This is a genomic window from Amycolatopsis rhizosphaerae (assembly GCF_007713715.1).
Lineage (GTDB): Bacteria > Actinomycetota > Actinomycetes > Mycobacteriales > Pseudonocardiaceae > Amycolatopsis_E > Amycolatopsis_E rhizosphaerae.
Genome location: NZ_VJWX01000016.1, coordinates 1 through 23,647 on the forward strand (window position 1 = coordinate 1; position 23,647 = coordinate 23,647).

Consider the following 23,647-nt stretch of genomic DNA (forward strand, 5'->3'; position numbering starts at 1 on the left):
GGGCAAGAACGTGCCGCTGATCGCCATGGCACACGAAATCCCTTACGTGGCCACGGCGACCGTCGCCGAGTTGCGCGACCTGGAGTACAAAGTGGAGCGTGCCATGCGGTTCCGCGGGGCGCGCTACCTGCACGTGTTCGTGCCCTGCCCGCTCGGCTGGGGCTCGGCCTCGCGGGACACCATCCGGATCGCGCGCCTGGTCAAGGAAACCGGGCTGTTCCCGGTGTTCGAGGCCGAGCACGGCGAAGTGGTCGGGGTGTCGAAGATCCGCCGCCCGGTGCCCGTCGAGGAGTACCTGAAGCTGCAGCGCCGCTACGCGCACCTGTTCGGCCCGCAGCGCCGTGACGACGTGATCCTCCGGCTGCAGGAGATCGCGGACCGCAACATCCGGCGGTTCGGGCTGCTCGCCTCGGCGGAGGAGGGCGGTGAGCTGCCCGGCAGCGCCACCGACGCCGCCGATCTGCCCCAGGGCCAGCCCGAAGCCGCGGGCCGGACCGAGGAGGAGAGCAACCTCATGCGCATGCTGGCCGAAACCCACCATGGAGCACAGTGATGGACAAGCCGTTCGCGATCACCCTCGACGTCGGGTCCAGCCTGGCCAACAGGACGGGCACCTGGCGCACCGAACGCGCCGTCCACGTCGACCGGATGCCGCCGTGCAACGACGCCTGCCCGGCGGGCGAGAACATCCAGGCCTGGCTCTACCAGGCGGAAGAGGGCGGTGCGGGCTACGAGCGCGCGTGGCGGAAACTGGTGGAGGAGAACCCGTTCCCCGCGATCATGGGCCGCGTCTGCTACCACCCGTGCGAAACGGCATGCAACCGCGCTCAGCTCGACGAGGCGGTGGGCATCAACTCGGTCGAGCGGTTCCTCGGCGACCACGCGATCGACCAGGGCTGGGCCTTCGACCCGCCCGCCGAACGCACCGGCAAGCGCGTGCTGATCGTCGGCGCCGGGCCGACCGGCCTGTCGGCGGCCTACCACCTCGCGCGGCTCGGGCACGAGGTCACGATCCGCGACGCCGCTCCTCTCGCGGGCGGGATGATGCGGTTCGGCATCCCGAAATACCGGCTGTCGCGCGAGGTTCTCGACGCGGAGGTGAACCGGATCCTGGCCCTCGGCGTCACGCTGGAACTCGGCCACAAGGTCACCGATGTCGTGGCGGAGCAGGAGAGCGGCGGCTTCGACGCGGTCTTCCTCGCGGTGGGAGCCCAGGTGGGGCGCCACGCCGACATCCCGGCCGGGGAAGCCGCCCGCGTCATCGACGCGGTGTCCCTGCTGCACGGCCTGGAAGTGGGTGAGCGGCCGCTGCTGGGCCGTCGCGTCGTGGTCTACGGCGGCGGCAACACCGCGATGGACGCGGCCCGCACCGCCAAACGCCTCGGCGCCACCGACGCGACCATCGTCTACCGCCGCACCCGCGACCGGATGCCCGCGCACGACGAGGAGGTCACCGAGGCCGAGGAGGAGGGCGTGCTGATGAAGTGGCTGTCCACCGTCAAGCACGCGGACGAGGGCGAACTCCTGCTGGAACGGATGGAACTGGACGAGACCGGATTCCCCCGGCCGACGGGCGAGTACGAGCGGCTCGCGGCGGACTCGCTGATCCTGGCCCTGGGCCAGGAAACCGATCTCTCGCTGGTCGAGGGGGTCCCCGGGGTCGAGGTGGACCGCGGGGTGGTGCAGGTCGGCCCGGACATGATGACCGGCCGCCCGGGTCTCTTCGCGGGGGGCGACGTGGTGCCCTCCCAGCGGACCGTCACGGTGGGCATCGGGCACGGGAAACGGGCCGCCCGCCAGATCGACGGCTGGCTGCGCGGAGGCCGGGCGCAGGCACCGGCCCGGCATGAAATGGCCACCTTCGACATGCTCAACACCTGGTACTACGCCGAAGCGCCACGCTCGCACCGGCGGCACCTGGCACTGGCGCGGCGCCGGTCCACCTTCGAGGAGACCGTGCACGGGCTCGACGCCTCGACCGCGCTCTACGAGGCACGCCGGTGCTTGTCCTGCGGAAACTGCTTCGCCTGCGACAACTGTTACGCCGTCTGTCCCGACAACGCGGTACTGAAGCTCAGCGATGCGCCGAACGCCAACGTCAACGGGTACGCCATCGATCTGGACTACTGCAAGGGCTGCGGAATGTGCGTGTCCGAATGCCCGTCGGGCGCGATCAAAATGGTGCCGGAAAGCCCCTGAGCGCCGGCGCGGGTGGTACCTCCCGACACACGGCCGCGGCAGGCTGTGGGGACCGGCACCGTCGTGAAAACCTCCGACCGGGTCCTACCCTGACGGGAAATTCGGTCACAAGGAGGTGATCGGCGTGCGCCGGTTCCTGGTGTTGTTCCTGGCCTTCGCGATCGCGGTACTGCTGGGCGGTCCCCCGTCGCAGGCGGCCGCGATCCGGCAGATCACGGGATTCGGCGGCAATCCCGGCGCGCTCCAGATGTTCGAGTACCGGCCGGACGGGCTGCCGCCGGGACGGCCGGTCGTGGTGGCGCTGCACGGTTGTACGCAGAACGCCACCGGTTACGGGCAGGGCTCGGGCTGGGTGCGGCTCGCGGACCAGGGCGCCTTCACCCTGGTACTGCCCCAGCAGACCTCGGCGAACAATTTCAGCCAGTGCTTCAACTGGTTCCAGTCCTCGGACGTGACGCGCGGCCAGGGCGAGGTGGAATCGATCGCGCAGATGGTCCGCTGGGCGATCGCCGATTCGGGCGCCGACGCGTCACGGGTGTACGTGACCGGGCTGTCGGCGGGCGGCGCGATGACGGCGGCACTGCTGGCCACCTACCCCGACCTGTTCGCCGGCGGCGGGATCGTGGCCGGGATCCCCTACGGCTGCGCGACCACGGCGTTGCAGGCCTACGGCTGCATGTACCCCGGCCAGGACCTCACCCCCGCGCAGTGGGCGGCGAAGGTGTTCGCGGCCTCCTCGTACCAGGGTCCCTGGCCGAGCGTGAGCATCTGGCAGGGCACCGCCGACTACACGGTGGCCCCGGCCAACGAACGGGAACTCGCCGAGCAGTGGACGGCCGTGCACGGGCTGTCCACCACCCCGTCCGCCACCGACACGGTCGCGGGCTACCCGCACGCCGTATACCGCGATTCGTCGGGGCGGATCGCCGTGGAGACCTATGCGATCACCGGGATGGGCCACGGCCAGCCGATCGATCCCGGGACCGCCGCCGGCCAGTGCGGCCAGGCGGGCGCCTACCTGCTCGACGTGAACCTGTGCGCGGCCTGGCGCCTCGGCATGCTGTGGGGATTCCTCCCGGCTTCCTGATCCCGGCGTGGACCGGCGCCCCCCTGTCGGCGCCGGTCCACGCGCAGGCCGTCAGACGACGGCTGCTGCCGCCGCGCCGGTTTTGCGCAGCGCCAACGGGGCCAGGCCCGCCAGCAGGAGCGCACCGGACAGCGGGAGCAGGTTGAGCGACACCATCGGCAGGATCGAGCCAACGCCGATCAGCACGGGGTTCCACCAGGCGATGCGGCCCCTCCGGGCCAGCAGCACCGACAACGCGGTCAGACCGACGTAGAGCAAGGGCGGCCCCGCTTGGTAGAACACCAGTTCCGCACCGGGCAGGTGGGTGAACCGGCCGGTGATCTCCGACAGGTTCGCGTGGTCCGTGGCCAGCAGGCCCGCGACGATGTCCACCCCGATCTGCACGATCGATGTGACCAGACCGATCGCGGCGAGGGCGGTCCACAGCCTGCGGGGACCGGTGGCGGGCAGTTGCCGCACCAGTCCCGCCAAGCCCACCCCCAGCAGGACCAGCCCGGCGAGGAAGGAAAGGTGCGCGGCCTGCCAGTCCAGCCCCGGGCCGTAGTGGCCGTCGCTGCGCCCGATCAGGCGCACCACCCCGTAGACGGCGAACAACACCGGTGCGGCCGGCAGGGCGATCGAAGTCGGCTTCATGCCCAGAGCCTGGCGTCCCGGTGGCGCCCCGGCATCCGGAGAAATCCCCCGGCCGACCCTGAACTCCGATCAGGGTCGGCCGGGGCGCGGTTCAGGCCCTTGTCCACTTCGGACAGCCGTCAGCGCAGGGTCAGCGGGACCTCGACTCCGAAGCGGGTCAGTTTCCCCGGATTGCGGACGTAGTACAGGCCGGTGATGCCGGAGCCGTCGACCCGGGTCGCCATGACCCCGTCGACCTCGCCGTCCACCAGGACGACGAGTGCCGGGTTGCCGTTGACCACGGTCGAGGCGGTGGTGAACTCGACACCGGTCTTGGCGAGACCGCCCAGGATGTAGCGGACCAGCTTCCCGGCACCGGCGACCGGTCGCAACGCGGCCTGCTTGACCCCGCCACCGTCGCTCACCAGGACGACATCGGGGGCGAGCACGTCCAGAAGGCCCTGCAGGTCCCTGGTTTCGAGCGCGCGCCGGAACGAGTCCAGAACCGCCCTGCTCTGGCTCGCGGAGACCGTCTCGCGAGGGCGGCGGGCATCGACGTGCTTGCGGGCGCGGTGCGCGATCTGGCGGACGGCCACCGGCGTCTTGCCGACGGCGGCCGCGATCTCGTCGTAGCCGAAATCGAAGACCTCGCGCAGCACGAACACGGCGCGCTCGGTCGGCGACAGCGTCTCGAGAACGAGCATCATCGCCATCGACACGCTCTCGGCGAGCTCGGCGTCCTCGGCCACATCGGGGGCGGTGAGCAGCGGCTCGGGCAGCCAGGGACCGACATACGCCTCCTTGCGGCGCGTCAGGGCGCGCAACCGGTTCAACGACTGCCTGGTCGTGATCCGGACCAGGTAGGCGCGCTGGTCGCGTACCCGCCCCAGGTCGACCTCGACCCACCTCAACCAGGTTTCCTGGAGGACGTCTTCGGCGTCGGCCGCCGATCCGAGCATCTCGTAGGCGACGGTGAAGAGCAGGTTCCGGTGAGCGACAAAAGCCTCGGTCGCCTGGTCGGTGGTGTGCTCGCTCAAGTCCCCGCCCTCTCCTTCATCGCGTCGCGTCAGGCGGAGAACGGCGCGAGGGTGAAGCGGCCCCAGGCGACGAACACCGCAAGAGCGAGATAGATCAGGTTCAGCGCCACGAGGTTGAACTGGCCGAGGCGGCCATGGGTGACCATCGCGCCGATCATAAGCAGGATCCAGCAGACGGCGGTCACCGGCACCAGAACCGGTGCGATGCCGACCACGGCGGGCAGGACCAGGCCCGCCGCGGCCAGGAGTTCCAGGACCCCGAGCGTCCTGAGGAAGCCGCTGCCGACGCCCGCGATCCATTCCGCACCGCGGGCCGCGGCCAGTTTCTCCTTGGGCATGAAGCTCTTGGTGATGCCGCCGCCCAGGGCGACCACGGCGAGCAGTCCGCCGGCGATCCACAGCGCGATGTTCACGAGTCTCTCCTCCGTTTCGAAGCGTTTGACCTCAAGACACCGCCCACCCCTTCGTTGTGACAGAAGTGAGGCAGGTCACCCGAAGGTCTTGGGGCGAGTCTGGTTCTCCGCGCCTCGTGTGGCCGCCGTGCCGAGGTGCGGGCTCAGCCGACAACAAGGAGGTCCTGACGTGAAAATGATCAATCGCGGTAAATCCCACCGGGTGATATCCGGTTATTGTTTTTCCGATGGTTCACCCGAATTGGCTCGAACGTGCGTGTGAATTTTCCGATAGGTCGAACCTCGTGACCGATACATCCGTTTTTCCCGAGGCGTGGCGGCTGTCGGATGGGCAGTTGGCCGAGGCCGTGCGCGCCTGGGAGGCGGAGCAGCGGCGACGGGTGGCGATGACGCCCAGCAGCCGTATCGGGGAGGCCGGTCCACCGGGCACGGTTGAGCACACAGGTCCTATTCAGGGGACGTCTCGTCCCCTGCTGGGCGCCACCGGTCGTCCAGCCGCCCCACCCGCCATACGAGGAGCGCGACCAGCCAGGCGAGCACGAACAGCCCCACCAGCCAGTAGCCCAGCCGGTTCAGGTCGATGTCCACTTCGGACACGAGCCCGGCCAGCTGGACGGTGCCGATCGCGAGCGCGGCGGTCACCGACAGCGCGGTGAGCACCAGGTTGTAGTAGATCTTGCGCACCGGCTGGGACAGTGCCCAGCCATAGGCGAAGTTCATGAACGAACCGTCGATCGTGTCGAACAGCGTCATGCCAGCGGCGAACAGCACCGGCAGGCACACCACGGCGTACCATGGCAGGCCCGCCGCCCCGCTGGTCCCTGCCACCACCAGCAGCGCCACCTCGGTCGCGGTGTCGAACCCCAGCCCGAACAGCAGGCCCACCGGGTACAGCTGCCACGGCCTGGTGATGCCCCCGGTGACCCGGCCGAACACCCGGTTCGCCAGCCCGCGGTTGTCCAGGTGCCGCTCCAGTTCCGCTTCGTCGTAGTCGCCGCGGCGCAGGCGACGGAACACCTTCACGATGCCGACGAGGATCACCGCGTTCAGCCCGGCGATCAGGTACAGGAAACCGCCGGAGATGGCCGCCCCGAACACCCCGGCCACGCGGTGCAGGTGCTCGTCCGTGGCCACGGCCCGCACCCCGAGGCCCAGCAGCACGCACAGCGCGAACACCACCGAGGAATGCCCCAGCGCGAACCAGAACCCCACCGACAGCGGCCGCCGCCCCGCCGACATCAGCCGGCGGGTGGCGTTGTCGATCGCCGCGATGTGGTCCGCGTCGAACGCGTGCCGCATGCCCAGGGTGTAGGCGGTCACGCCGATGCCGACCCCGAAGGTCTGCGGCCCCAGGGAAAGATGGCGCGGCACCACCAGGAACAGCAGCATGCCCCATCCGGTCAGGGTGAGCCCCGCGATCACCGCGGCCATTCCCGCGATCCGGGTCCACTCCGGCCTGGTCAGCATGTCACCCTCCGGTGGGCAGGGGCGGTTCGGCGGCGATGCGGTCCGCTTCTTCGTCGGTGAACAGTCTCGACCTTACGAGGAAGCGCACGCCTTCCGGCGCCTCCAGGGAGAACCCGCTCCCCCGCCCCGGCACCACGTCGACGGTCAGGTGGGTGTGCTTCCAGTACTCGTACTGGTCGGCGCTCATCCAGAACGGCGTGCCCCGGACCTCGCCGAGCAGCACGTCGCTGCCGCCCACCCGGAAATCACCGCGCGGGTAACACATGGGCGCGCTGCCGTCGCAGCACCCGCCCGACTGGTGGAACATCACCGGCCCGTGCCCGGCCACCAGCCGGTCCAGCACCTGCCCGGCGGCGGGGGTGAGCCGCACCCGTTCGACGCGGCCCACCCCGTGCCCGTGGTCCATCAGAAGAACCCGAGCTTCTTCGGCGAGTAGCTCACCAGCAGGTTCTTCGTCTGCTGGTAGTGCTCCAGCATCATCTTGTGGGTCTCCCGGCCGATACCGGACTTCTTGTAGCCGCCGAACGCGGCGTGCGCCGGGTAGGCGTGGTAGCAGTTCGTCCACACGCGACCCGCCTTGATCTCCCGGCCGAAGCGGTAGGCGGTGTTGCCGTCACGGCTCCACACACCGGCACCGAGGCCGTAGAGCGTGTCGTTGGCGATCTTGAGCGCCTCGTCCGGCGAGTCGAACGTGGTCACCGACACGACCGGCCCGAAGATCTCCTCCTGGAAGACGCGCATGTCGTTGGTGCCCCGGAAGATTGTCGGCTGGATGTAGTAGCCGCCCTCGCGTCCCGGCACGGTGCGCGGTCCGCCCCCGGTGAGCACCTCCGCGCCCTCCCGCTTGCCGATGTCCAGATAGGACAGGATCTTCTCGAACTGGTCGTTGCTGGCCTGCGCGCCGACCATGGTGGCCGGGTCCAGCGGATCGCCGGAGACGATCGCCTCGGTACGCGCGATGCACCGCTCGATGAACTCGTCGTAGATCGACGAGGCGATCAGCGCCCGCGACGGACAGGTGCACACCTCACCCTGGTTCAGCGCGAACATCACGAAACCTTCGACAGCCTTGTCGAGGTAGTCGTCGTCGGCGGCCATGACGTCGGCGAGGAAGATGTTCGGGCTCTTCCCGCCCAGCTCCAGCGTGACCGGGATGATGTTCTCGCTGGCGTACTGCATGATCAGCCTGCCCGTGGTGGTCTCACCGGTGAAGGCCACCTTCGCCACCCGCGGGCTGGACGCGAGCGGCTTGCCCGCCTCCACCCCGAACCCGTTGACCACGTTGAGCACGCCCGGCGGGAGCAGGTCGGCGATCAGCTCCACCACCTTGAGAATCGACACCGGGGTCTGCTCGGCGGGCTTGAGCACCACGCAGTTGCCCGCGGCCAGCGCCGGCGCGAGCTTCCAGGTCGCCATCAGAATCGGGAAGTTCCACGGGATGATCTGGCCGACGACGCCCAGCGGCTCGTGGAAGTGGTAAGCGACGGTGTCCTCGTCGATCTCGGAGATGCCGCCCTCCTGGGCGCGGACCGCGCCGGCGAAGTAACGGAAGTGGTCGACCGCGAGCGGCAGGTCGGCGGCCAGGGTTTCGCGGACCGGCTTGCCGTTCTCCCAGGTCTCGGCCACCGCGAGGGCTTCGAGGTTCGCCTCGATGCGGTCGGCGATCTTGTTGAGGATGCCGGCGCGCTCGGCCGCCGAGGTGCGGCCCCAGCGCTCGGCGGCGGCGTGCGCGGCGTCCAGCGCGAGTTCGACGTCGGCCGCGGACGAGCGGGCGACCTGGGTGAACACCTTGCCGTCCACCGGCGACGGGTTGTCGAAATAGCGGCCCTCGACCGGTGGCACCCACTTCCCGCCGATGAAGTTTTCGTAGCGTGGCGCGAAGTCCACGATGCTGCCTTCGGCGCCGGGTTGCGCATAGGCCATGGGAGCCCTCCTTCACGTCGGTGTGACAGGGAGCACCGTGCCCGGCGCGCGTTGGCGAAACGTTGGCGCCGCGGCGGTCCTAGTCGCGAAGGGCGAGCCGGAGGCGCGCCGCGGCGAGCGCGCGCCGGGGATCCCCTGCGGGCAGGGCGGCGTGCGCGTGCTCGTGGATCTGGAGGTCGAACGGGTGCCGTTCGCCGTAACGCAGAGCCAGCGCGGGATCGGGCGAGGCGAGTGCCGCCTCCCGCACCGCGACCTCGAGCTGTTCGCGCCAGGCGGTGACGCCCGGGGCCTCCGAGTCGGGCAGCAGCGGGCCGGTGTAGCGCTCGACCGCGGTGGCCGCGTCCCCGTCCTTGAGCGCGGTCAGCACCTCCACGGCGTCACAGGAAATGGGCCTGGTCAGCGCGTAGCGGCGGTTGGCCAGTGCGCCGCCGAGCACGCGCCGCAGATGGGAGACCTCGGCGCGCAGCGTGTTGGAGCTGACGCGGCTGTCGCCGTAGAGCGCCTCCCGAAGCTGGTCGAGCGAGAACCCGCCGGGCTCCAGGGCGAACAGGGCGAGCAGTTCGAGCTGCCGCGGCGACAGCCGCAGCGCGGCGCCGTCGAGGGTGGCGCGCCCGCGCCCGAGGCAGGTCAGCGACACCCCTTCCGTGGCGGGCGTGATCGCGTGCAGGCGGGTCTCGATGGTGGTGACCAGGGTGCGCACGGTGGACATCGCGAGCGGGTGTGCGCGGTCCCAGGTAGTGGACAGGTCGAGCACGCCCAGCGTCCGGCCGCTCGCGTCCCGGATCGGCGCCGACCAGCAGCACCAGCCGTGCAGGGCCTCCACCAGGTGCTCGGCCGAGAAGATGCTCGCGGGACGGCCGGTGCGCAGGGCGAGCGACAGCGCGTTGGTGCCCATCGCCTCCTCGCCCCAGCGACCGCCGGGGGCGAAGTTGACGCGCTCGGCACGCCGCCGCATCACCCGCCCACCGCAGGTCCACAGGATGGTGCCGGACTCGTCGGTGACGGCGGCGATGAAGCCCGCGTCGTCGGCGATGCTGCGCAGCTCGTCGGACAGTTCGGCCACGGGACGGCGCAGCGGTGACGACGACCAGCGCGGCCGCACGTCGTCGAGGACGGGTGCGCTGTCGCGGCCGGGGTCGACCGTGGACAGCGATCTCGTCCACGACTCGACGACCTCGCTGCGCAGGTCGGCTCCCGACGGCCGGCCTGCCAGCCAGCGTGACCATTCGAGCTCGAGTTCGGTGCGCCGCTGCCGGAGCGTGCTCAGTGTCGCCATGGTGTCCGTCTCCGGGTCGTCCTTGACACAGGGGGGCGGGAACCACTCATGATGCCCCAGCGGGCGCCCGCGCGCACCTGTCCGTTCGGGTAGGTGCGCCACGCCGCTTTTGGGCTAGGTTGGGTACCGCCTGCATCTGACAGCGCTGTTGTGAGGAGGTGGCCGTGCTCCGACTCCTGGATGGCGCGCGGGCCGCCGGTCAGCACCCGCCGGTCCCGCAGGGGGGTTCCGGCGAGCTGAGCGGGCCTCAGGTGGTCGGCCCCGGAACCGAGCACCCGCCCGCGGATCTGGCGAAGTTCCACGCTCCGGAAATCGTCTTCGGGCCGGGTGCGCTGGCGGAGCTGGGCCACTGCGCGCTGCGGGTCGGGGCCCGGCGGCCTTTCCTGGTCACCGATCCGGGGCTGCTCGAGGCGGGCTGGGCCGACGAGGCCGCCGGCCATCTGCGGCTGGCGGGCATCCGGCCGGTGGTCTGGGACGCGGTGACCCCGAACCCGAAGGACCACGAGGTCGAAGCCGCCTACGAACGCTATGTCGAAACCACGGCCGACGTGATCATCGCGGTGGGCGGCGGTTCGGTCATCGACGCGGCGAAGGGCGTGGCCATCCTGTCCGGCAACGGCGGGCGGATCCTCGACTTCGAGGGCGTGGACAAGGTGGTGCACCCGATCCCGCCGACGATCATGGTGCCCTCGACCTCGGGCACCGGGGCCGACGTCTCGCAGTTCGCGGTGATCACCGACACCGGGCACCGCACCAAGATCACCATCATCAGCCGGACGCTGGTCCCGGAGATCTCGGTGATCGACCCGCGCCTGCTCGTCACCATGCCCGAGCCGCTCAACGCGGCCACCGGGCTGGACGCGCTGACCCACGCCGTCGAGGCCTTCGTCTCCCCCGCGCACAATCCGCTCACCGACCAGCGGGCGCTGCACGCGGTCCGGTTGATCACCGGTGCGCTGCCGGAAACCGTGGAGCGGCCGCGGCGGGCGGGCCCTCGGGTGGCCATGGCGCAGGGCGCGCTGGAGGCGGGCATGGCCTTCACCAACGCCATCCTCGGCGCGACGCACGCGATGAGCCACCAGGTGGGGGGCCTGCTCGACGCGCCGCACGGGGTACTCAACGGGGTGCTGCTGCCGCACGTGATCCGGTTCAACGCCGAAGCCGACCCGTCCCGGTTCGTCCCGCTGGCGGAGGCTGCCGGACTCGACGCCCGGTCGATGCCTGCCGCGGAGGCGGCCGAATGGCTCGCGCAGCGGGTGCGGCTGCTGGCCGATTCGGTGGGCGTGCCGCGCGGCCTGGCCGAACTGGGCGTCTCGGCACGGGACGTGCCGACGCTGGCCCGCACCACGCTCAAGGACGCCTGCCTGACCACCAATCCCCGCGAGGCTTCGTACACCGACATCGAAGCCCTGTTCCGCCTGGCACTGTGATGCCCGACGGAGATCGCGATCTCGGTGCGCTCACCGGGCTGCGCTCGGGGAAGCGGTCGTACTACCCCGAATACGTCCGCTCGGCCGAGCGCCTCGAACGCGCGGTGCAGGCACTGGACGGGATTTCCCGCGCGCTGGTGCGCGGGGTGGAAGGGCCGAGGGCACTCGTCGAGGCCGTGGTGCGCGCCGCCGCCGAACACCTGCAGGCCCGCTGGCTGCTGCTCGCGGTGGCCGACGGGGCGCTGCGCGCCGCGCGGCCGCGGTTCCTGGTGCTGGTGGACGACGTGCTGATCGACGACGTGGCCCGGCTGCCCGCCGAGGTGCGGCCGGCACTGGAGCTGGTGCGGCAGCGGCCGTGGGAACTTCAGGCGGGGTCCTCGCGCCAGGGCCGGGTGCGGGCCCCGATGATGCTCGACGGTGAACCGGTCGGCGGGATCGTCGGCAGTCCCCGGGTGGAGGTGGCGAGCACGGACCTGGCGATCGTCCGGGTGCTGGCGAACCAGGCCGCGGTGGCCCTGCACAACTCGTACCTGTTCCAGGCGGCGACGCAGCTGCGGGGCCGCACGGAACAACTGTCCGAGGCGGCGGCGAAACAGGCCAGGGATCTGGCGGCCCGCAACGCCGAACTGGCCGAGACGCAGCAACGGCTGCTCGCCGCCCTGCAGCGCCAGGCCCTGGACGACGAGCGCCACCGCATCGCGCGCGAGCTGCACGACAGTGTCACCCAGTACGTGCTGTCGGCGGGCATGACGCTGGAGGTGTGCCGGGCCGAGCTGGCCGCGTCGGGCGAGACCGCGCTGGCCGGGCGGCTCGCGCACGCCAAGGACCTGACGCGGCAGGCGGTGGAACGGCTGCGTGGCGCGATCTACGCACTGCACCACACCTCGGGGGAACCGTCCGGGCCGCTGCCGGTCCTGCTGGCCGAACTGTCCACTGTGCACCTTCCCAGCGAACTTTCGGTGCGGGTGAAGGTGGTGGGCCAGGTGCTGACCCTGCCGGGCGAGACCGAGCGGTCGCTGCTGCGCATCGCGGGCGAGGCCCTGTTCAACGCGGCGGCGCACGCGAAGGCGTCGCTGGCGGTGGTGCGGCTGGTCTACCAGCCGTCGCGGGTCGCGCTCACCGTCTCCGACAACGGATCCGGCGACCCGGCGGAACTGCGGCGGCTGCTGCGGCTGGCCAGCGCCGCGGACCTCGACGGGCGGCACCGCGGCCTGGCGAACATGCTGGCCCGCACGGAGGAACTGGGCGGCACGATGACGATCCGCCGGGCCCGGCTGGGCGGGATCGCGCTGCGCGTGGTGATCCCGGTGCCGGAGGGAACGCCATGAGCGAGGTGCCGATCGTCCTCGTCGACGATCACGCGATCGTGCGGCAGGGCCTGCGGGCGATCCTGGAACGCGAGGGCGACCTGCGCGTGGTGGGCGAGGCCAGCACCGCCGGCGAGGCGCTGACCGTGGTGCTGCGCGCCCGCCCCGCGGTGGTGCTGCTGGATCTGAAGCTGTCCACCGGCGACGACACCGAGGGCCTCGACCTGTGCTCGGAGCTGACGCGCCGGTTTCCCGAAACCGGCGTTCTGGTGCTGACCACCTTCCTCGACGACCGGCTCGTGGTGGAAGCCGTGCAGCGGGGCGCCCGGGGTTACGTGGTGAAGGACGTGGACACCACCGAGCTGGTCCGGGCCATCCGCGCGGTGGCCCGCCGGGAGAGCGCGTTCGACTCCCGCTCCGCGGCGGCGATGGTGCGTTCGGTGTGCTCGGCCCCGGCGCGGCCCGCGCTCACCGACCGGGAACTGCGCGTGACCCGGCTGCTCGCGCACGGACTGTCCAATCGCGACATCGGGGGCGCGCTCTACATCTCCGAGACCACGGTGAAGTTCCACGTCCGCAACATCCTGCGCAAACTTCAGGTCGGCACCCGTGCGGAGGCCGTCTACGAGGCGAGCAAACTCGGGCTGATCTGAGGACGGATCTGGCCCGATCGGATCTACTCAGCGCAGCTTCTGTCGTCGTACTCATGCTGCGATGCGATGATCTGCTCGCTGTTGCGGACCGTCCACTCGTACAGACGCAGGAAAGGGTCGCGGAGGGACTCTCCGAGCGGCGTAAGGGAGTACTCCACTCCCACCGGAGACGTCGGCAGCACGGTGCGACGGATCATGCCGTTGCGTTCCAGCCTGCGCAGCGTCTGTGTCAGAACCCGCTGGGTGACGCCTTCCAAACGCCGCTTGAGTTCGTTGAACCGGGTCGGCCTTTCGAGGATCGCCATGACCATCATCGACCACTTGTCCGCGATCTGGTCAAGGATCGGACGGCTCGGGCAGTCCGGGCTGAAGGTCCAGTCCGTCTGCCGGGTCGAAGTGAACATCGTGGTGTCCTCCGTGATCCCTGGTATGCCGAAAGTGCGTTATTGACGACCTTAGAGGCCCAGGGAAGCCTAGGTATGCATCGCATACCGGCAACATGCCGAGACGAAACGGAGCGACTCCGATGGCCCCCGAGGGTTACAGCACGCTGCAGGCGGTCGCCGAGAACGGCGTTCTCCACGTCGTCTTGGACAACCCACCGGTGAACGTACTGGGCGCGGTCATGATGCGGGAGGTGCGGGACCTGCTCTCCGCCGTTCGTGAGGACTCCTCGGTGAAGGTCATCGTGTTCGAGAGCGCGAATCCGGAATTCTTCCTCGCCCACGTGGACATCCGGGTGGCCGACCGCATGGACATCCTGCGGGACCTCGCCGCGTCCGCACCGGAGGGAGTGAACGTCTTCCAACTGATCGGGGAACTGATCCGGCGGCAGCCGCAGGTCACGATCGTCAAGCTGGCGGGCAAGGCCCGCGGCGGCGGAGCCGAGTTCGTCGCGGCCGCGGACCTCGCCTTTGCGGCGGAGGAAACGGCAGCACTCGGACAGGTCGAAGCGCTGATGGGCATCACGCCGGGCGGTGGCGGGACGCAGTACCTGCGTGAGCGAGTGGGCAGGAACCGGGCAATGGAGATCGTCCTCACCGGAGATCTCGTCGACGCCCGCACGGCCGCCTCGATCGGCTGGATCAACCGTGCGGTTCCGGCGGCGGACCTCGATGCTTACGTGTCCGAGGTCGCGTCGAAGATCGCGGCGCTCTCCGACGGCGTGATCGCCGCAGCGAAGAAGGCGCTCCCGCCCACCGAGTACGGCCAGGGGCTGGCGGCCGAGAACGACGCCTGGGCCGGCCTGGTCGAACTGCCGGCAGCCCAACGGATCATGGGTGCGGCCCTCGTGAGCGGCGCACAGACCCCCGACGGCGAACGAGACCTCGAGACGCTCCTCCGCACGATCGCAGCCCAAGGAGCGTAGGGCCTTGGGGAAACGGTTTGCGTGGGGCTGCGGGTGCACAACCTAGGGGTGATCCGAGCGTTCACCGTGGTCCAGGACCAGCCAGCCGCCGTGGTGCTCGTCGACGGTGAACGGGCGGCCGGTGGCGGCGCCCAGTTCCGCCAGTTCGGCGGGCCCGAAGGTGCGGGTGTGCCCGTAGAGCTGGGCGGGCTCGTCCTCGTACGGCACGGCGACGATCACGCGGCGCCGGGCCAGGCGCAGGGCCTCGGCGACCACCGCCGTCCCCTCGTCCGGGCTCAGGTGCTCCAGCAGGTGCAGTGCGGTCACCGTGTCGGCTGCGTTGTCCGGCAGGGGTACCCGGGCCGCGTCGCAGACCAGGGTCCGCACGGGCGTGTTCCGCCGAGCGGCGACCATGCCGAGCAGCCGCATCGCCCCGGGGGAAAGGTCCGACGCGGTCACCGTCTGCCCGCGTTCGGCCAGGAGCAGGGCCAGGAAACCGAAACACGACCCGAGGTCGAGCACCGGCCCCGTGCCGGTGAGCCGCAGCACACGCTCGTATACCGGGGCGAAGGACGCGATGGTCGAGCTTCCGGCGGGTCTTCGCCGGAAGCGCCGCAGGGTGTTGTCGTAGAACGTGAGCCAGGCACGCCCCGGCTCGTCCACAGTGGACAGGACGACGCCGGTGAAGACCCGCTCGAACACCGCCGCGCCGCTCAGCCAGCCCGGCGTGAACAGCTCGTCGGCCAGCAGTCCGGTGAGGTCGTTGTCGAGTTCCGCGGGGCTCAGCCGGTGGGTCACCTCGATCCGCCGGTCGCGACGCCGCAGCCGGAAGTGCGCGGTCTCCACGATCGGGCACACCCCGTCCATCGCGCGCGGGTCCTCTCGCCGCACCTCGACGAGATCGTCGCCGTAGCGGCCGGGCGGGCCCGCCGCCAGCGGGTCGAAGGTCAGCGCACCGCTCATCGTCCGGGCTGTCCCGCCGTGATCCCGTGCGCGGCCCGGCCCAGCCCCGCGACATCGGAAACCACCTCCACCCGGTCGCAGAACTGTGCGTAGGCGGGCAGATCGCATCCGCCGAGCCGCCACGAGTACCGCGGTTCCGGGGTGAGCCACAGGGTCCGCCGCACCCGCCGGGTGATCTCCTCGAAGGCGGCCAGCCCCGGCTCGTTGCCGTTCCCGCGCCCATCGCCCAGCACGATCAGCGTCGAGCGCCGGTTCAGCGCGGTCGCGTGGTCTTCGAGCAGGGACCGGAACAGCGCGCCGTAGTCGGAACTGCCGTCCACATCGAGCAGCCCGCCCGCGGGCAGGCCGTCGAACACCAGCCCCAGCGCCCGTTCCAGCGGATGCTCGGCGAACAGTTCGGTGATCTCGGTGGGCTCGTCCACGAACGCGAAGGAACGCACCCGCCCGAACAGCGACTGCAGGCCGTGCACCACGTGCAGGGTGAACCGCGCGGCCGCGCGCACCGACAGCGACACGTCGGCCAGCACCACCAGTCGCGGCCGGTCCTCCGCCCGCAGCGTCGACACCGGGCGGAACGGAATCCCGTCGTAGCGCATGTTGCGGCGCATGGTGCGGCCCGCGTGCACGCGGCCTCGCACCCCGTCCCGCCGTCGGCTGGTCCTCGCGCCGTCCAGGCCCGCGGCGAGCCGTCGCAGCGACTCCTCCAGCTCGGCCCGTTCCCGCTCGTCGACCTTCTCCGTGCGTGCCCGCTCCACGACGCGGGACTCGACGGCCGCGTCGGCCAGTTCGGCCAGGCGGTCCAGGTGCCGCCGCAGCAGTTCCGGCAGGTTCGCGAGCACCCCGGCGAGCTGTCCGGACGAGGGGTTCTCGCCGTCCTCGTCGCCGTGGTCGTCACCGGCGAGCCAGTCGGCCAGTGCCTGTTCCTGCGCCACGGTCAGTGCCACGTCGAGCCGGTGGCCGGTGGCGGGGGCGAGCCTGCCGGGGACCCCGGCGTTGTGCAGCCTGGACGTCTCCAGCCGGACGGTGGGCACCTCGCCACCGGTGCCCCGCCCGTCCTGGGAAAGCACGATTTCGTCGGTCATCGCGGCCAGGTCGATCTTGTTGGCCTCCTGGTGCAGGTTGAACCGCTGCGCCAGGTCCTGCTGGTCGAAGAAATCGCGGATGTCGCTGGGCTTTCCGTGGCTGTGCCCCTGTTCCGGGGTCCGCGACGGCTCTTCGGACAGGGTGAACGACTCCAGCTCGCCGGTGTCGCTCAGCTCGTCGTGGGCGTGGCCGTGCCCGTGCCCGGCTTCGGCCTCGACGACCGGTTCGAGGTCGAAGAAGGCGCCGAACACCTCGTCGAAGATCTCGTTGTCCCGCCGGTCCTTGACCAGCGTCATGCGCAACGCCTCCCGCAGCGTCTCCTTCTCCGCCAGCACCCCCGGCTGCGCGGCCGCGCGCATCGCGTCGTGTGCCTCGGACACCGACACGCGCACGCCGAACAGCCTCAGCAAGCGGACGAAGCGGTGCACCCCGCCTTCCACGTCACACCCGCCGTCGCCGGGTGGCCGCGGCGAAGGTGCGGTCACCGCGGCCGGTGCCGGGCTCCGGGGCGGGTGCGACTGTGTGAGGGTGCTCGCCCTCGTGGCCATGACCGTGGCCGTGCCTGTGTTCATGCCCGTGACCGTGGCCGTGGCCGTGGCCTTCGGGGAGTTCGGCGGGCGGCTCGCGGTTCGGGTCGAGCAGCTCAGGCAGCACGCCCAGCGCGCGCCCGAGGTCGCGCTCGTACTTGAGCACCACGTTCGCCGTCTCCGCCAGGATGTCCGCCGACAGCTCGTCCACCCCGAGCACGGCGAGGGTGCGGGCCCAGTCGACGGTCTCGGAGATGCTCGGGTTCTTGCGCAGCCCCAGCTCCCGCAGCCCGCGCACCACCGACACCAGCTGCCGCGCCGCGGCCTCCGGCAGCCCGGTCCGTTTGGCCCGCAGGATGTCCAGCTCACGCCCGGCGTCGGGATAGCCGAGGAACAGGTGCAGGCACCGGCGTTTCAGCGCGGCCGAGAGATCACGGGTGTTGTTCGAGGTGAGCACCACGTACGGCGGCACCTTGGCGGTGTAGGTGCCGATCTCCGGGACCGAGACCTGGAACTCCGCGAGACATTCCAGGAACACCGCCTCCAGCGCCTCGTCCGCCCGGTCCACCTCGTCGATGAGCAGGACGGCGGGCTCCTCGCCCCGGATCGCCTCCAGCAGCGGGCGCGGGGCGAGGAAGTGATCGGAGAAGAAGACGCTGTCCTGCGCCTCGATCTTCTCCACCGCGGAGACCAGATCCGGCGCGTGCGCGGTGATCTCCCCGATCTTCTCCCGCAGCATCTGGATGTAGAGCAGCTGCTTGCCGTAGTCCCACTCGTACAGCGCCTTGGTTTCGTCCTGTCCTTCGTAGCACTGCAGGCGCAGCAGGCGGCGGCCGGTGGCCGCGGCGAGCGCCTTGGCCAGTTCGGTCTTGCCGACGCCCGCCGGGCCCTCCAGCAGCACCGGCTTGTCCAGTTTGGACATCAGGTAGACGGTGGTGGCGAGCCGCCGGTCGGTGAGGTAACCGTGCGCGGAGAACCGCTCGGCCACGTCGTCAACGGAAGTGAAGGGTTCTCCGGGCACGATTCCTCCGAAAACTACGGTCAGCCTTGTCGGGCGGGGCTCAGGACAGCAGGTCGTCGAGATCGCCGGTCATGCAGTGCTCGACCACGGGGCGCACCGTGTCGAAGGTGCACTCCTTGGCGTTGCCCGGCGTGCAGGCGTCCCCGAGTACGTGCCGGGTGATCCGGTCCACATCGGCCGCATCGCCCTTGATGACCTTCGAGTTCTCGTAGTACTTCGTCGGCCCCTGGCCGAGCCGGTTCTTCGAGTAGCTGTTCTGGTCGACGTCGACGAACCGTTCCGGGATGCCGACGTCCCGCAGCAGGCCGATGGCGGCGCCCAGCGCGGCGTCGGCGGCCTGCACGTCGCTCATGCCGTGCGTGTCGATGCCCATCGCCTGCGCGATTTCGGCGAACCGCTTGTAGTGCACCGGCATGTTGAACGCCCACACGCGCGGCAGCGCGATCGCGTTGTTGAGGCCGTGGTGCGTGTCGTAGAAGGCGCTGACCGCGTGCGAGATCGAGTGGATGATGCCGAGGCCGCCGGAGTTGAACGCCTGCGCGGCGATGTACTGCGCGTACATCATGCCCTCACGGCCGGCGAGGTCCTGGCCGTTCCACACCGCGGTGCGCAGGTGCCGTGCGGTCAGCTTGATCGCGTGCAGCGCGTTGCCCAGCGACGGCTGGAAGTCCAAACGCGACACGTACGGTTCGGAGGCGTGGGCCAGCACGTCGAACCCGCACTGCGCGGTGTAGTCGATCGGGCAGTCGTAGTACAGCGTCGGGTCGTCGATGGCCAGGCTCGCCACCGAGTGGTCGTCGAAGGCCACGTACTTGTGCGGATTGTCCGGATCCGTGGTGGTGTCGGTGATGACGTAGGCCCAGGAGGTCTCCGAACCAGTGCCCGCGGTGGTGGACACCGCGATGTGCGGCGGGTTCTTCGGGTTCTCGGACTTGTTGAAGCCCTCGAACTCGTTGACGTTGCGGCCGTCGTGGGCGACCGAGATCCGGGCGCCCTTGCAGGCGTCGTGCGAGGAACCGCCGCCGATCGAGACGAACGAGTCGCACTTGTTCTCCTGGTACAGCGCGACGGCGTCCATCACGTTGTAGTCCTTGGGATTGGACTCGACCTGGTCGTAGATCACCACTTCGAGCCCGTGGTACTTCATCGACTCGGCGATCTTGTGCACGATGTCGGTGCCGCGCAGGCCCGAGGTCATGATGAGGGTCCGCGAAAAGCCCAGTTTCTTCGCCTCCGGGCCGATCATCTCGTGTGCGCCGGGGCCCATCAGCGCGCGGGGGAAGGGGTGGAACTCCTTGATCGGGAAGGGTTTCAGCAGCTCGTCGACCTGCATGGCGCTGGTCCTCTCCACGTGCGTCGATGCACGCGTGTCGAAAAGGGGAGCACGGACCTGGCGAAGGTAGGCGGCCGCGGCGGGCACGCAGAAGCCTTTCCCCGGGATCCCCGTCTTCCGGCAGGCAAGACCGCACGCGGGGCGTGGGCCCCACCTGCCCGATCGGACGGGTACCGGGCCCCTGCGTCCCCAAAAGGCGACCGCCCCCGGTCGTCATGTCGACAACCGGGGGCGGTCCTGGGATTTCCGGGGGTTACGGGGTCTGACCCTCGCCGGCGACCACGGTGGAGGCGAGGAGGGCTTCGGACTGGCTCATACCACGGCTGATGCTGTCGAGCTTCGTGCCGAGCACCTGGTAGGTGTTCCGGTCGAAGATCAGCATGGCCTTGTCCCCGTCGCTGTTCTCCGTGTGCGCGACCCCGATGCCCGAACGGCCGGAAGCGTCGGTCGCGTTGTCCACGACCTCGACCCCCGGGATCATGGCCGCCACCCGGTAGAGGCTCGCGCGCACCGCGGGCGGGGTGGGGCCCATCACCAGTTCGGTGATCTTCTGGTAGGCCCACTGGTCGTCGGTGTAGAGCTTGCGGCCATTCGGTGACAGGATGGCGAGTTCGGCGCGGACCTCGCGGTAGATCACGTCCTTCAGCTGCACCGGATCCGTCGGGAGGGTGAGCAGGTTGGCATAGCTCGGCACTGCCAAGGGCGACCCCCCCTTGTCCCCCAGCTGTTGCGCGAGTGCCGTCGGGCCGAGCACCCGGCGCTCCTCGTGCTTGCCATCGCGGTCGGTGCGGACCAGGCCCTCCGAGCCGTCCACCTTCATCCAGGTTTCCGTCCGGACCTCGGGCTGCCCGGTGAGGTGGGTGACCTCGCTGGTATAGGTCCATTCCCCGTGCCCGGGCGTGCCGGAGTCGGCCGCGTTGGCCGCGTTGTTCAGCAGGACGGTGGCCGAAGCCAGCGGGGCTGGACCGCCGGGCAGCAGCCCGACCACCAGCGTCAGCGCGGCGGCGCCCGCCACCAGCGCACCGCCGCCGATGGCCAGCCGCGGCAGGCGGCTGCGCCGGGGAGCCGGACCGCCGTTCGCCCTGGTCAGCAGGGCGAACCGGTGGCGGGCGAGCGCGACGGGATCGGGGTCGTCGACCTGCGGGCGCAGGCGGGTCAGCAGTTCGAGGTCATTCATCGAAATCCTCCTGGGGAAGGGCGGCCCGCATCTTGGTGCGGGCGCGGTGCAGGCGGGAACGGACGGTGCCGACCGGGATGTCCAGTGCCAGTGCCACCTCGTCGTAGGACAGGTTTTCCCAGGCGACGAGCAGCAGGATGTCCCGCTCCGGGCCTCTCAACCGGGCCAGTGCGTTGCCCAGCGGCTGGGTCGCGGCGCTCACCCTGGCGGTGACCAGCTCGTCGTGGCCCTGCTCGGCCTCGTCGGTACCGGTCCTGGCCAGCGCACGGAGGCCGCGAGCCTCCGTGCGGCGGTGCCGCTTGAGCAGCCGGGTGGCGATCCCGTAGAGCCAGGGCAGCGCGCTGCCCTGGCCCAGGTCGAACCGTCGCCGCTGGTCAAAGGCGACCAGCATGGTCTGACCGGTCAGGTCGTCGGCGAGCTGGGCGCCGACGCGGCGGGCCAGGAACCGGTGCACGGTGCCCGCATACCGGTCGAAGATGGTCGCGAAGGCCTCGGCGTCGGTCCAGGACCGTTCGACGATGCCCGCGTCGTCCAGCTCGGTGGCGGGTTCCGGTTCCGCCCGGGCCTGGGTCAACGCCATACCGGACCTTTCATCGGGCCTCCTCGGTGTCGGGTGCTTTCACCCTTCTTTGCCCGCAACACCCTCCCGAGTTCCGGATTTCGGCGAAGAATTTTCGGAATTTTCGGGGCGCCTCCGGACCCCGGCGGCCAGCTCCCGGGCGAGCGCCGCGATCGCGGTGAGCCCGGCGTCCTCCTCGGGCGCGTCGAGCAGGCGCCGCACGAAGGCCGAGCCGACGATCACTCCGTCGGCGAAGGCGGCGATCTCGGCCGCCTGCGCGCCGTCCGACACGCCGAGGCCGACGCAGACCGGAAGCCCGGTGACCTCGCGGACCCGGGCGACCAGCCCGGCCGCCGACTCCCCGACCGACTGGCGCATCCCGGTCACGCCCAGTGACGAGGCGGCGTAGACGAAGCCCGTGCTCGCCGCCGCCACCCGGGCCAGCCGGGGCCCGGTCGAAGTCGGCGCCACCAGGAAGACCGAAGCCAATCCGTGCCGCTCGGCCGCCTCCGTCCACTGTGGAGCATGCTGGACCGGCAGGTCGAGCAGCAGACAGCCCGATCCGCCCGCCGCCGCCAGCTCGGCCGCGAACCGTTCGGGCCCGTACTGGCAGACCGGGTTCCAGTAGGTCATCACCAGTACCGGCGCCGGGGTGGCGCGGGTGAGCCTGGCGACGGTGCCGAGCACGTCGGCGGTCCGCACGCCGTTCGCGAGCGCGACCGCGTTCGCGTCCTGGTTGACCGGCCCGTCCAGTACGGGATCGGTGTAGGGCAGGCCCACTTCGAGGATGTCGCAGCCGCTTTCCGCCATTGTGGTCAGCGCCCGGACCGCGCCGTCCACGGTGGGGAAGCCGGCGGGCAGGTACCCGATCAGCGCCGCCCTTCCCTCCCGGCGGGCCGCCGCCAGCACGCCTTCGAGCCCCGCCGCGCTCATCGCGCGATCCCGAAGTAGCGGGCGGCGGTGTCCATGTCCTTGTCGCCGCGGCCGGACAGGTTCACCAGCAGGGTCGCCGACGGGCCGAGCTCGCGGCCCAGCGCCAGCGCTCCGGCCAGCGCGTGCGCGGATTCGATGGCGGGGATGATCCCCTCGGTCCTGGCCAGCAGCCGCAGCGCTTCCATCGCCTCGTCGTCGGTCACCGGCAGGTACTCGGCGCGGCCGGTGTCCTTCAGGTGCGCGTGTTCCGGGCCGACCCCCGGGTAGTCGAGGCCGGCGGAGATCGAATGGGTTTCGGCCGTCTGGCCGTCCGCGTCCTGCACGAAGTAGGAGCGGGCGCCGTGCAGCACCCCGGCCCGTCCCCGGGCCAGCGCCGCCGCGTGCCGTCCGGTGCCGAGGCCCTCCCCCGCGGGTTCGCAGCCCACGAGCCGCACGCCGGGGTCACCGAGGAACGGGTGGAAGATGCCGATGGAGTTCGAGCCGCCACCCACGCAGGCCACGACCGCATCGGGCAGCGTTCCCGTGCGCTCCAGGAGCTGTTCCCGCGCTTCGACGCCGATCACCCGCTGGAAATCGCGCACCAGCGAAGGGAACGGGTGCGGCCCGGCGGCCGTGCCGAACAGGTAGTGCGTGTCCTCCACCGTGGTGACCCAGTCGCGGAACGCCTCGTTGATGGCGTCCTTCAGCGTCGCGGTGCCGGAACCGACCGCCACCACCTCCGCGCCGAGCAGCCGCATGCGGGCCACGTTCAGCGCCTGCCGCCGGGTGTCCAACTGTCCCATGTAGACAGTGCAGGACAGGCCGAGGAGGGCGGCGGCGGTGGCCGAGGCGACGCCGTGCTGACCGGCACCGGTCTCCGCGACGACCCTGGGCTTGCCCATGCGGCGCGCCAGCAGCGCCTGGCCCAGCGCGTTGTTGAGCTTGTGGGATCCGGTGTGGTTGAGATCCTCCCGTTTCAGGAAGACCCGCGCCCCACCGGCGTGCGTGCCGAAGCGCGTGGCCTCGGTGAGCGCGGTCGGGCGCCCGGCGTAGTCGTGCAGCAGGGTGGCGAGTTCGGCGGCGAACCCGGGGTCCACTGTGGCCTTCAAGTGGGCCTCGGTGAGCTCTTCGAGCGCCGCGACCAGCGCTTCGGGTACGTACCGGCCGCCGAACTCCCCGAAGAAACCGTCGGGTGTGGGGAGGGCATCGGGGTCGTGGGCAGGACGGAATCCGGTGTTCATCGGCATGCTCCAGGGCAGGAGGAAACCACCCGTGAAAGGGGTGGTGCGGAAGGCCCGGCAGGCGATGCCCGCCGGGTTC

23 protein-coding genes are annotated in these 23,647 nt (G+C 70.7%); 7 read left to right on the forward strand and 16 right to left on the reverse strand.

Annotation, left to right across the window (positions count from 1 at the left end; translation table 11 throughout):
* From FNH05_RS03255 to FNH05_RS03265, 3 genes are all read left to right on the forward strand, one after another.
* The coding region (locus tag FNH05_RS03255) for a thiamine pyrophosphate-dependent enzyme (RefSeq protein ID WP_222426500.1) at positions 1-553 on the forward strand (553 nt) is incomplete at its 5' end.
* Positions 553-2,199: an NAD(P)-binding protein gene (locus FNH05_RS03260; protein WP_186382350.1), complete on the forward strand. Its 1,647-nt coding sequence runs from the start codon at positions 553-555 to the stop codon at positions 2,197-2,199. The genes FNH05_RS03255 and FNH05_RS03260, both read left to right, overlap by 1 nt.
* 124 nt (positions 2,200-2,323) lie before the next feature.
* Positions 2,324-3,286 carry an extracellular catalytic domain type 1 short-chain-length polyhydroxyalkanoate depolymerase gene (locus tag FNH05_RS03265; protein ID WP_246127491.1) on the forward strand — a complete coding sequence of 321 codons (963 nt, stop codon included), beginning with the start codon at positions 2,324-2,326 and terminating at the stop codon, positions 3,284-3,286.
* Positions 3,287-3,337: 51 nt separating this feature from the next.
* Here FNH05_RS03265 and FNH05_RS03270 read toward each other — a convergent pair whose 3' ends face one another.
* The 7 genes from FNH05_RS03270 to FNH05_RS03300 all read right to left on the reverse strand — a co-directional run bounded on the left by FNH05_RS03270 (position 3,338) and on the right by FNH05_RS03300 (position 10,014).
* Positions 3,338-3,919 (reverse strand): hypothetical protein, encoded by a 582-nt coding sequence (locus tag FNH05_RS03270; RefSeq protein WP_144585756.1) that lies wholly within the window; start codon positions 3,917-3,919, stop codon positions 3,338-3,340.
* A gap of 119 nt (positions 3,920-4,038) precedes the next feature.
* Positions 4,039-4,935, reverse strand: coding sequence for an RNA polymerase sigma-70 factor (locus FNH05_RS03275; protein WP_144585757.1), 897 nt, complete (start codon positions 4,933-4,935; stop codon positions 4,039-4,041).
* Between the two features lie 29 nt (positions 4,936-4,964).
* A complete protein-coding gene (locus tag FNH05_RS03280) occupies positions 4,965-5,348 on the reverse strand; it encodes a DoxX family protein (protein ID WP_144585758.1) in 384 nt (127 codons plus the stop codon).
* Between the two features lie 447 nt (positions 5,349-5,795).
* Positions 5,796-6,815 (reverse strand): Nickel transporter NicT, encoded by a 1,020-nt coding sequence (gene nicT, locus FNH05_RS03285; RefSeq protein ID WP_186382351.1) that lies wholly within the window; start codon positions 6,813-6,815, stop codon positions 5,796-5,798.
* A 1-nt stretch (position 6,816) separates the two neighbouring features.
* Positions 6,817-7,221 (reverse strand): DUF779 domain-containing protein, encoded by a 405-nt coding sequence (locus FNH05_RS03290; protein ID WP_144585759.1) that lies wholly within the window; start codon positions 7,219-7,221, stop codon positions 6,817-6,819.
* Complete coding sequence (gene adh / locus FNH05_RS03295; protein WP_144585760.1) at positions 7,221-8,738, reverse strand: aldehyde dehydrogenase; 1,518 nt, start codon at positions 8,736-8,738, stop codon at positions 7,221-7,223. Before adh ends, FNH05_RS03290 begins: the two co-directional genes overlap by 1 nt.
* Before the next feature lie 79 nt (positions 8,739-8,817).
* Positions 8,818-10,014, reverse strand: a complete 1,197-nt coding sequence (locus FNH05_RS03300; protein WP_144585761.1) for a winged helix-turn-helix domain-containing protein — start codon at positions 10,012-10,014, stop codon at positions 8,818-8,820.
* A 164-nt stretch (positions 10,015-10,178) separates the two neighbouring features.
* On the opposite strand from FNH05_RS03300, the gene FNH05_RS03305 reads away from it, so the two are divergent.
* The 3 genes from FNH05_RS03305 to FNH05_RS03315 are packed head-to-tail and all read left to right on the forward strand — an operon-like array spanning position 10,179 to position 13,404.
* Positions 10,179-11,444, forward strand: a complete 1,266-nt coding sequence (locus FNH05_RS03305) for an iron-containing alcohol dehydrogenase (protein ID WP_425458410.1) — start codon at positions 10,179-10,181, stop codon at positions 11,442-11,444.
* Positions 11,444-12,772, forward strand: a complete 1,329-nt coding sequence (locus FNH05_RS03310) for a MadS family sensor histidine kinase (protein ID WP_144585763.1) — start codon at positions 11,444-11,446, stop codon at positions 12,770-12,772. Before FNH05_RS03305 ends, FNH05_RS03310 begins: the two co-directional genes overlap by 1 nt.
* A complete protein-coding gene (locus FNH05_RS03315; RefSeq protein ID WP_144585764.1) occupies positions 12,769-13,404 on the forward strand; it encodes a MadR family response regulator transcription factor in 636 nt (211 codons plus the stop codon). The genes FNH05_RS03310 and FNH05_RS03315 overlap by 4 nt, the downstream gene beginning before the upstream one ends.
* Positions 13,405-13,427: 23 nt before the next feature.
* Here FNH05_RS03315 and FNH05_RS03320 read toward each other — a convergent pair whose 3' ends face one another.
* A complete protein-coding gene (locus tag FNH05_RS03320) occupies positions 13,428-13,808 on the reverse strand; it encodes a winged helix-turn-helix transcriptional regulator (RefSeq protein WP_144585765.1) in 381 nt (126 codons plus the stop codon).
* Positions 13,809-13,930: 122 nt separating this feature from the next.
* Here FNH05_RS03320 and FNH05_RS03325 point away from each other — a divergent pair, with 122 nt between their 5' ends.
* Entirely contained in the window at positions 13,931-14,773 is an 843-nt protein-coding gene (locus FNH05_RS03325; RefSeq protein WP_144585766.1) for an enoyl-CoA hydratase/isomerase family protein, read from the forward strand.
* A gap of 42 nt (positions 14,774-14,815) precedes the next feature.
* Here the strand turns inward: FNH05_RS03325 and mftM are convergent, their stop codons facing one another.
* From mftM to trpB, 8 genes are all read right to left on the reverse strand, one after another.
* Entirely contained in the window at positions 14,816-15,715 is a 900-nt protein-coding gene (mftM, locus tag FNH05_RS03330; protein ID WP_144585767.1) for a mycofactocin oligosaccharide methyltransferase MftM, read from the reverse strand.
* Positions 15,712-17,346, reverse strand: a complete 1,635-nt coding sequence (locus FNH05_RS03335; RefSeq protein ID WP_246127493.1) for a VWA domain-containing protein — start codon at positions 17,344-17,346, stop codon at positions 15,712-15,714. The genes mftM and FNH05_RS03335 overlap by 4 nt, the downstream gene beginning before the upstream one ends.
* The gene (locus tag FNH05_RS03340; protein ID WP_246127483.1) at positions 17,240-18,346 is read right to left on the reverse strand and encodes an AAA family ATPase; all 1,107 of its coding nucleotides are present in this window, start codon (positions 18,344-18,346) and stop codon (positions 17,240-17,242) included. Before FNH05_RS03340 ends, FNH05_RS03335 begins: the two co-directional genes overlap by 107 nt.
* A gap of 40 nt (positions 18,347-18,386) precedes the next feature.
* Positions 18,387-19,679: an NDMA-dependent methanol dehydrogenase gene (gene mdo, locus FNH05_RS03345; RefSeq protein WP_144585770.1), complete on the reverse strand. Its 1,293-nt coding sequence runs from the start codon at positions 19,677-19,679 to the stop codon at positions 18,387-18,389.
* Between the two features lie 253 nt (positions 19,680-19,932).
* Positions 19,933-20,856: a CU044_5270 family protein gene (locus FNH05_RS37785; protein ID WP_186382352.1), complete on the reverse strand. Its 924-nt coding sequence runs from the start codon at positions 20,854-20,856 to the stop codon at positions 19,933-19,935.
* The gene (locus tag FNH05_RS03355) at positions 20,849-21,436 is read right to left on the reverse strand and encodes an RNA polymerase sigma factor (protein ID WP_144585771.1); all 588 of its coding nucleotides are present in this window, start codon (positions 21,434-21,436) and stop codon (positions 20,849-20,851) included. Before FNH05_RS03355 ends, FNH05_RS37785 begins: the two co-directional genes overlap by 8 nt.
* A 39-nt stretch (positions 21,437-21,475) precedes the next feature.
* Positions 21,476-22,348, reverse strand: a complete 873-nt coding sequence (gene trpA / locus FNH05_RS03360; RefSeq protein ID WP_144585772.1) for a tryptophan synthase subunit alpha — start codon at positions 22,346-22,348, stop codon at positions 21,476-21,478.
* Complete coding sequence (gene trpB, locus FNH05_RS03365; RefSeq protein WP_425458411.1) at positions 22,345-23,574, reverse strand: tryptophan synthase subunit beta; 1,230 nt, start codon at positions 23,572-23,574, stop codon at positions 22,345-22,347. The genes trpA and trpB overlap by 4 nt, the downstream gene beginning before the upstream one ends.
* Positions 23,575-23,647: the final 73 nt, after the last annotated feature.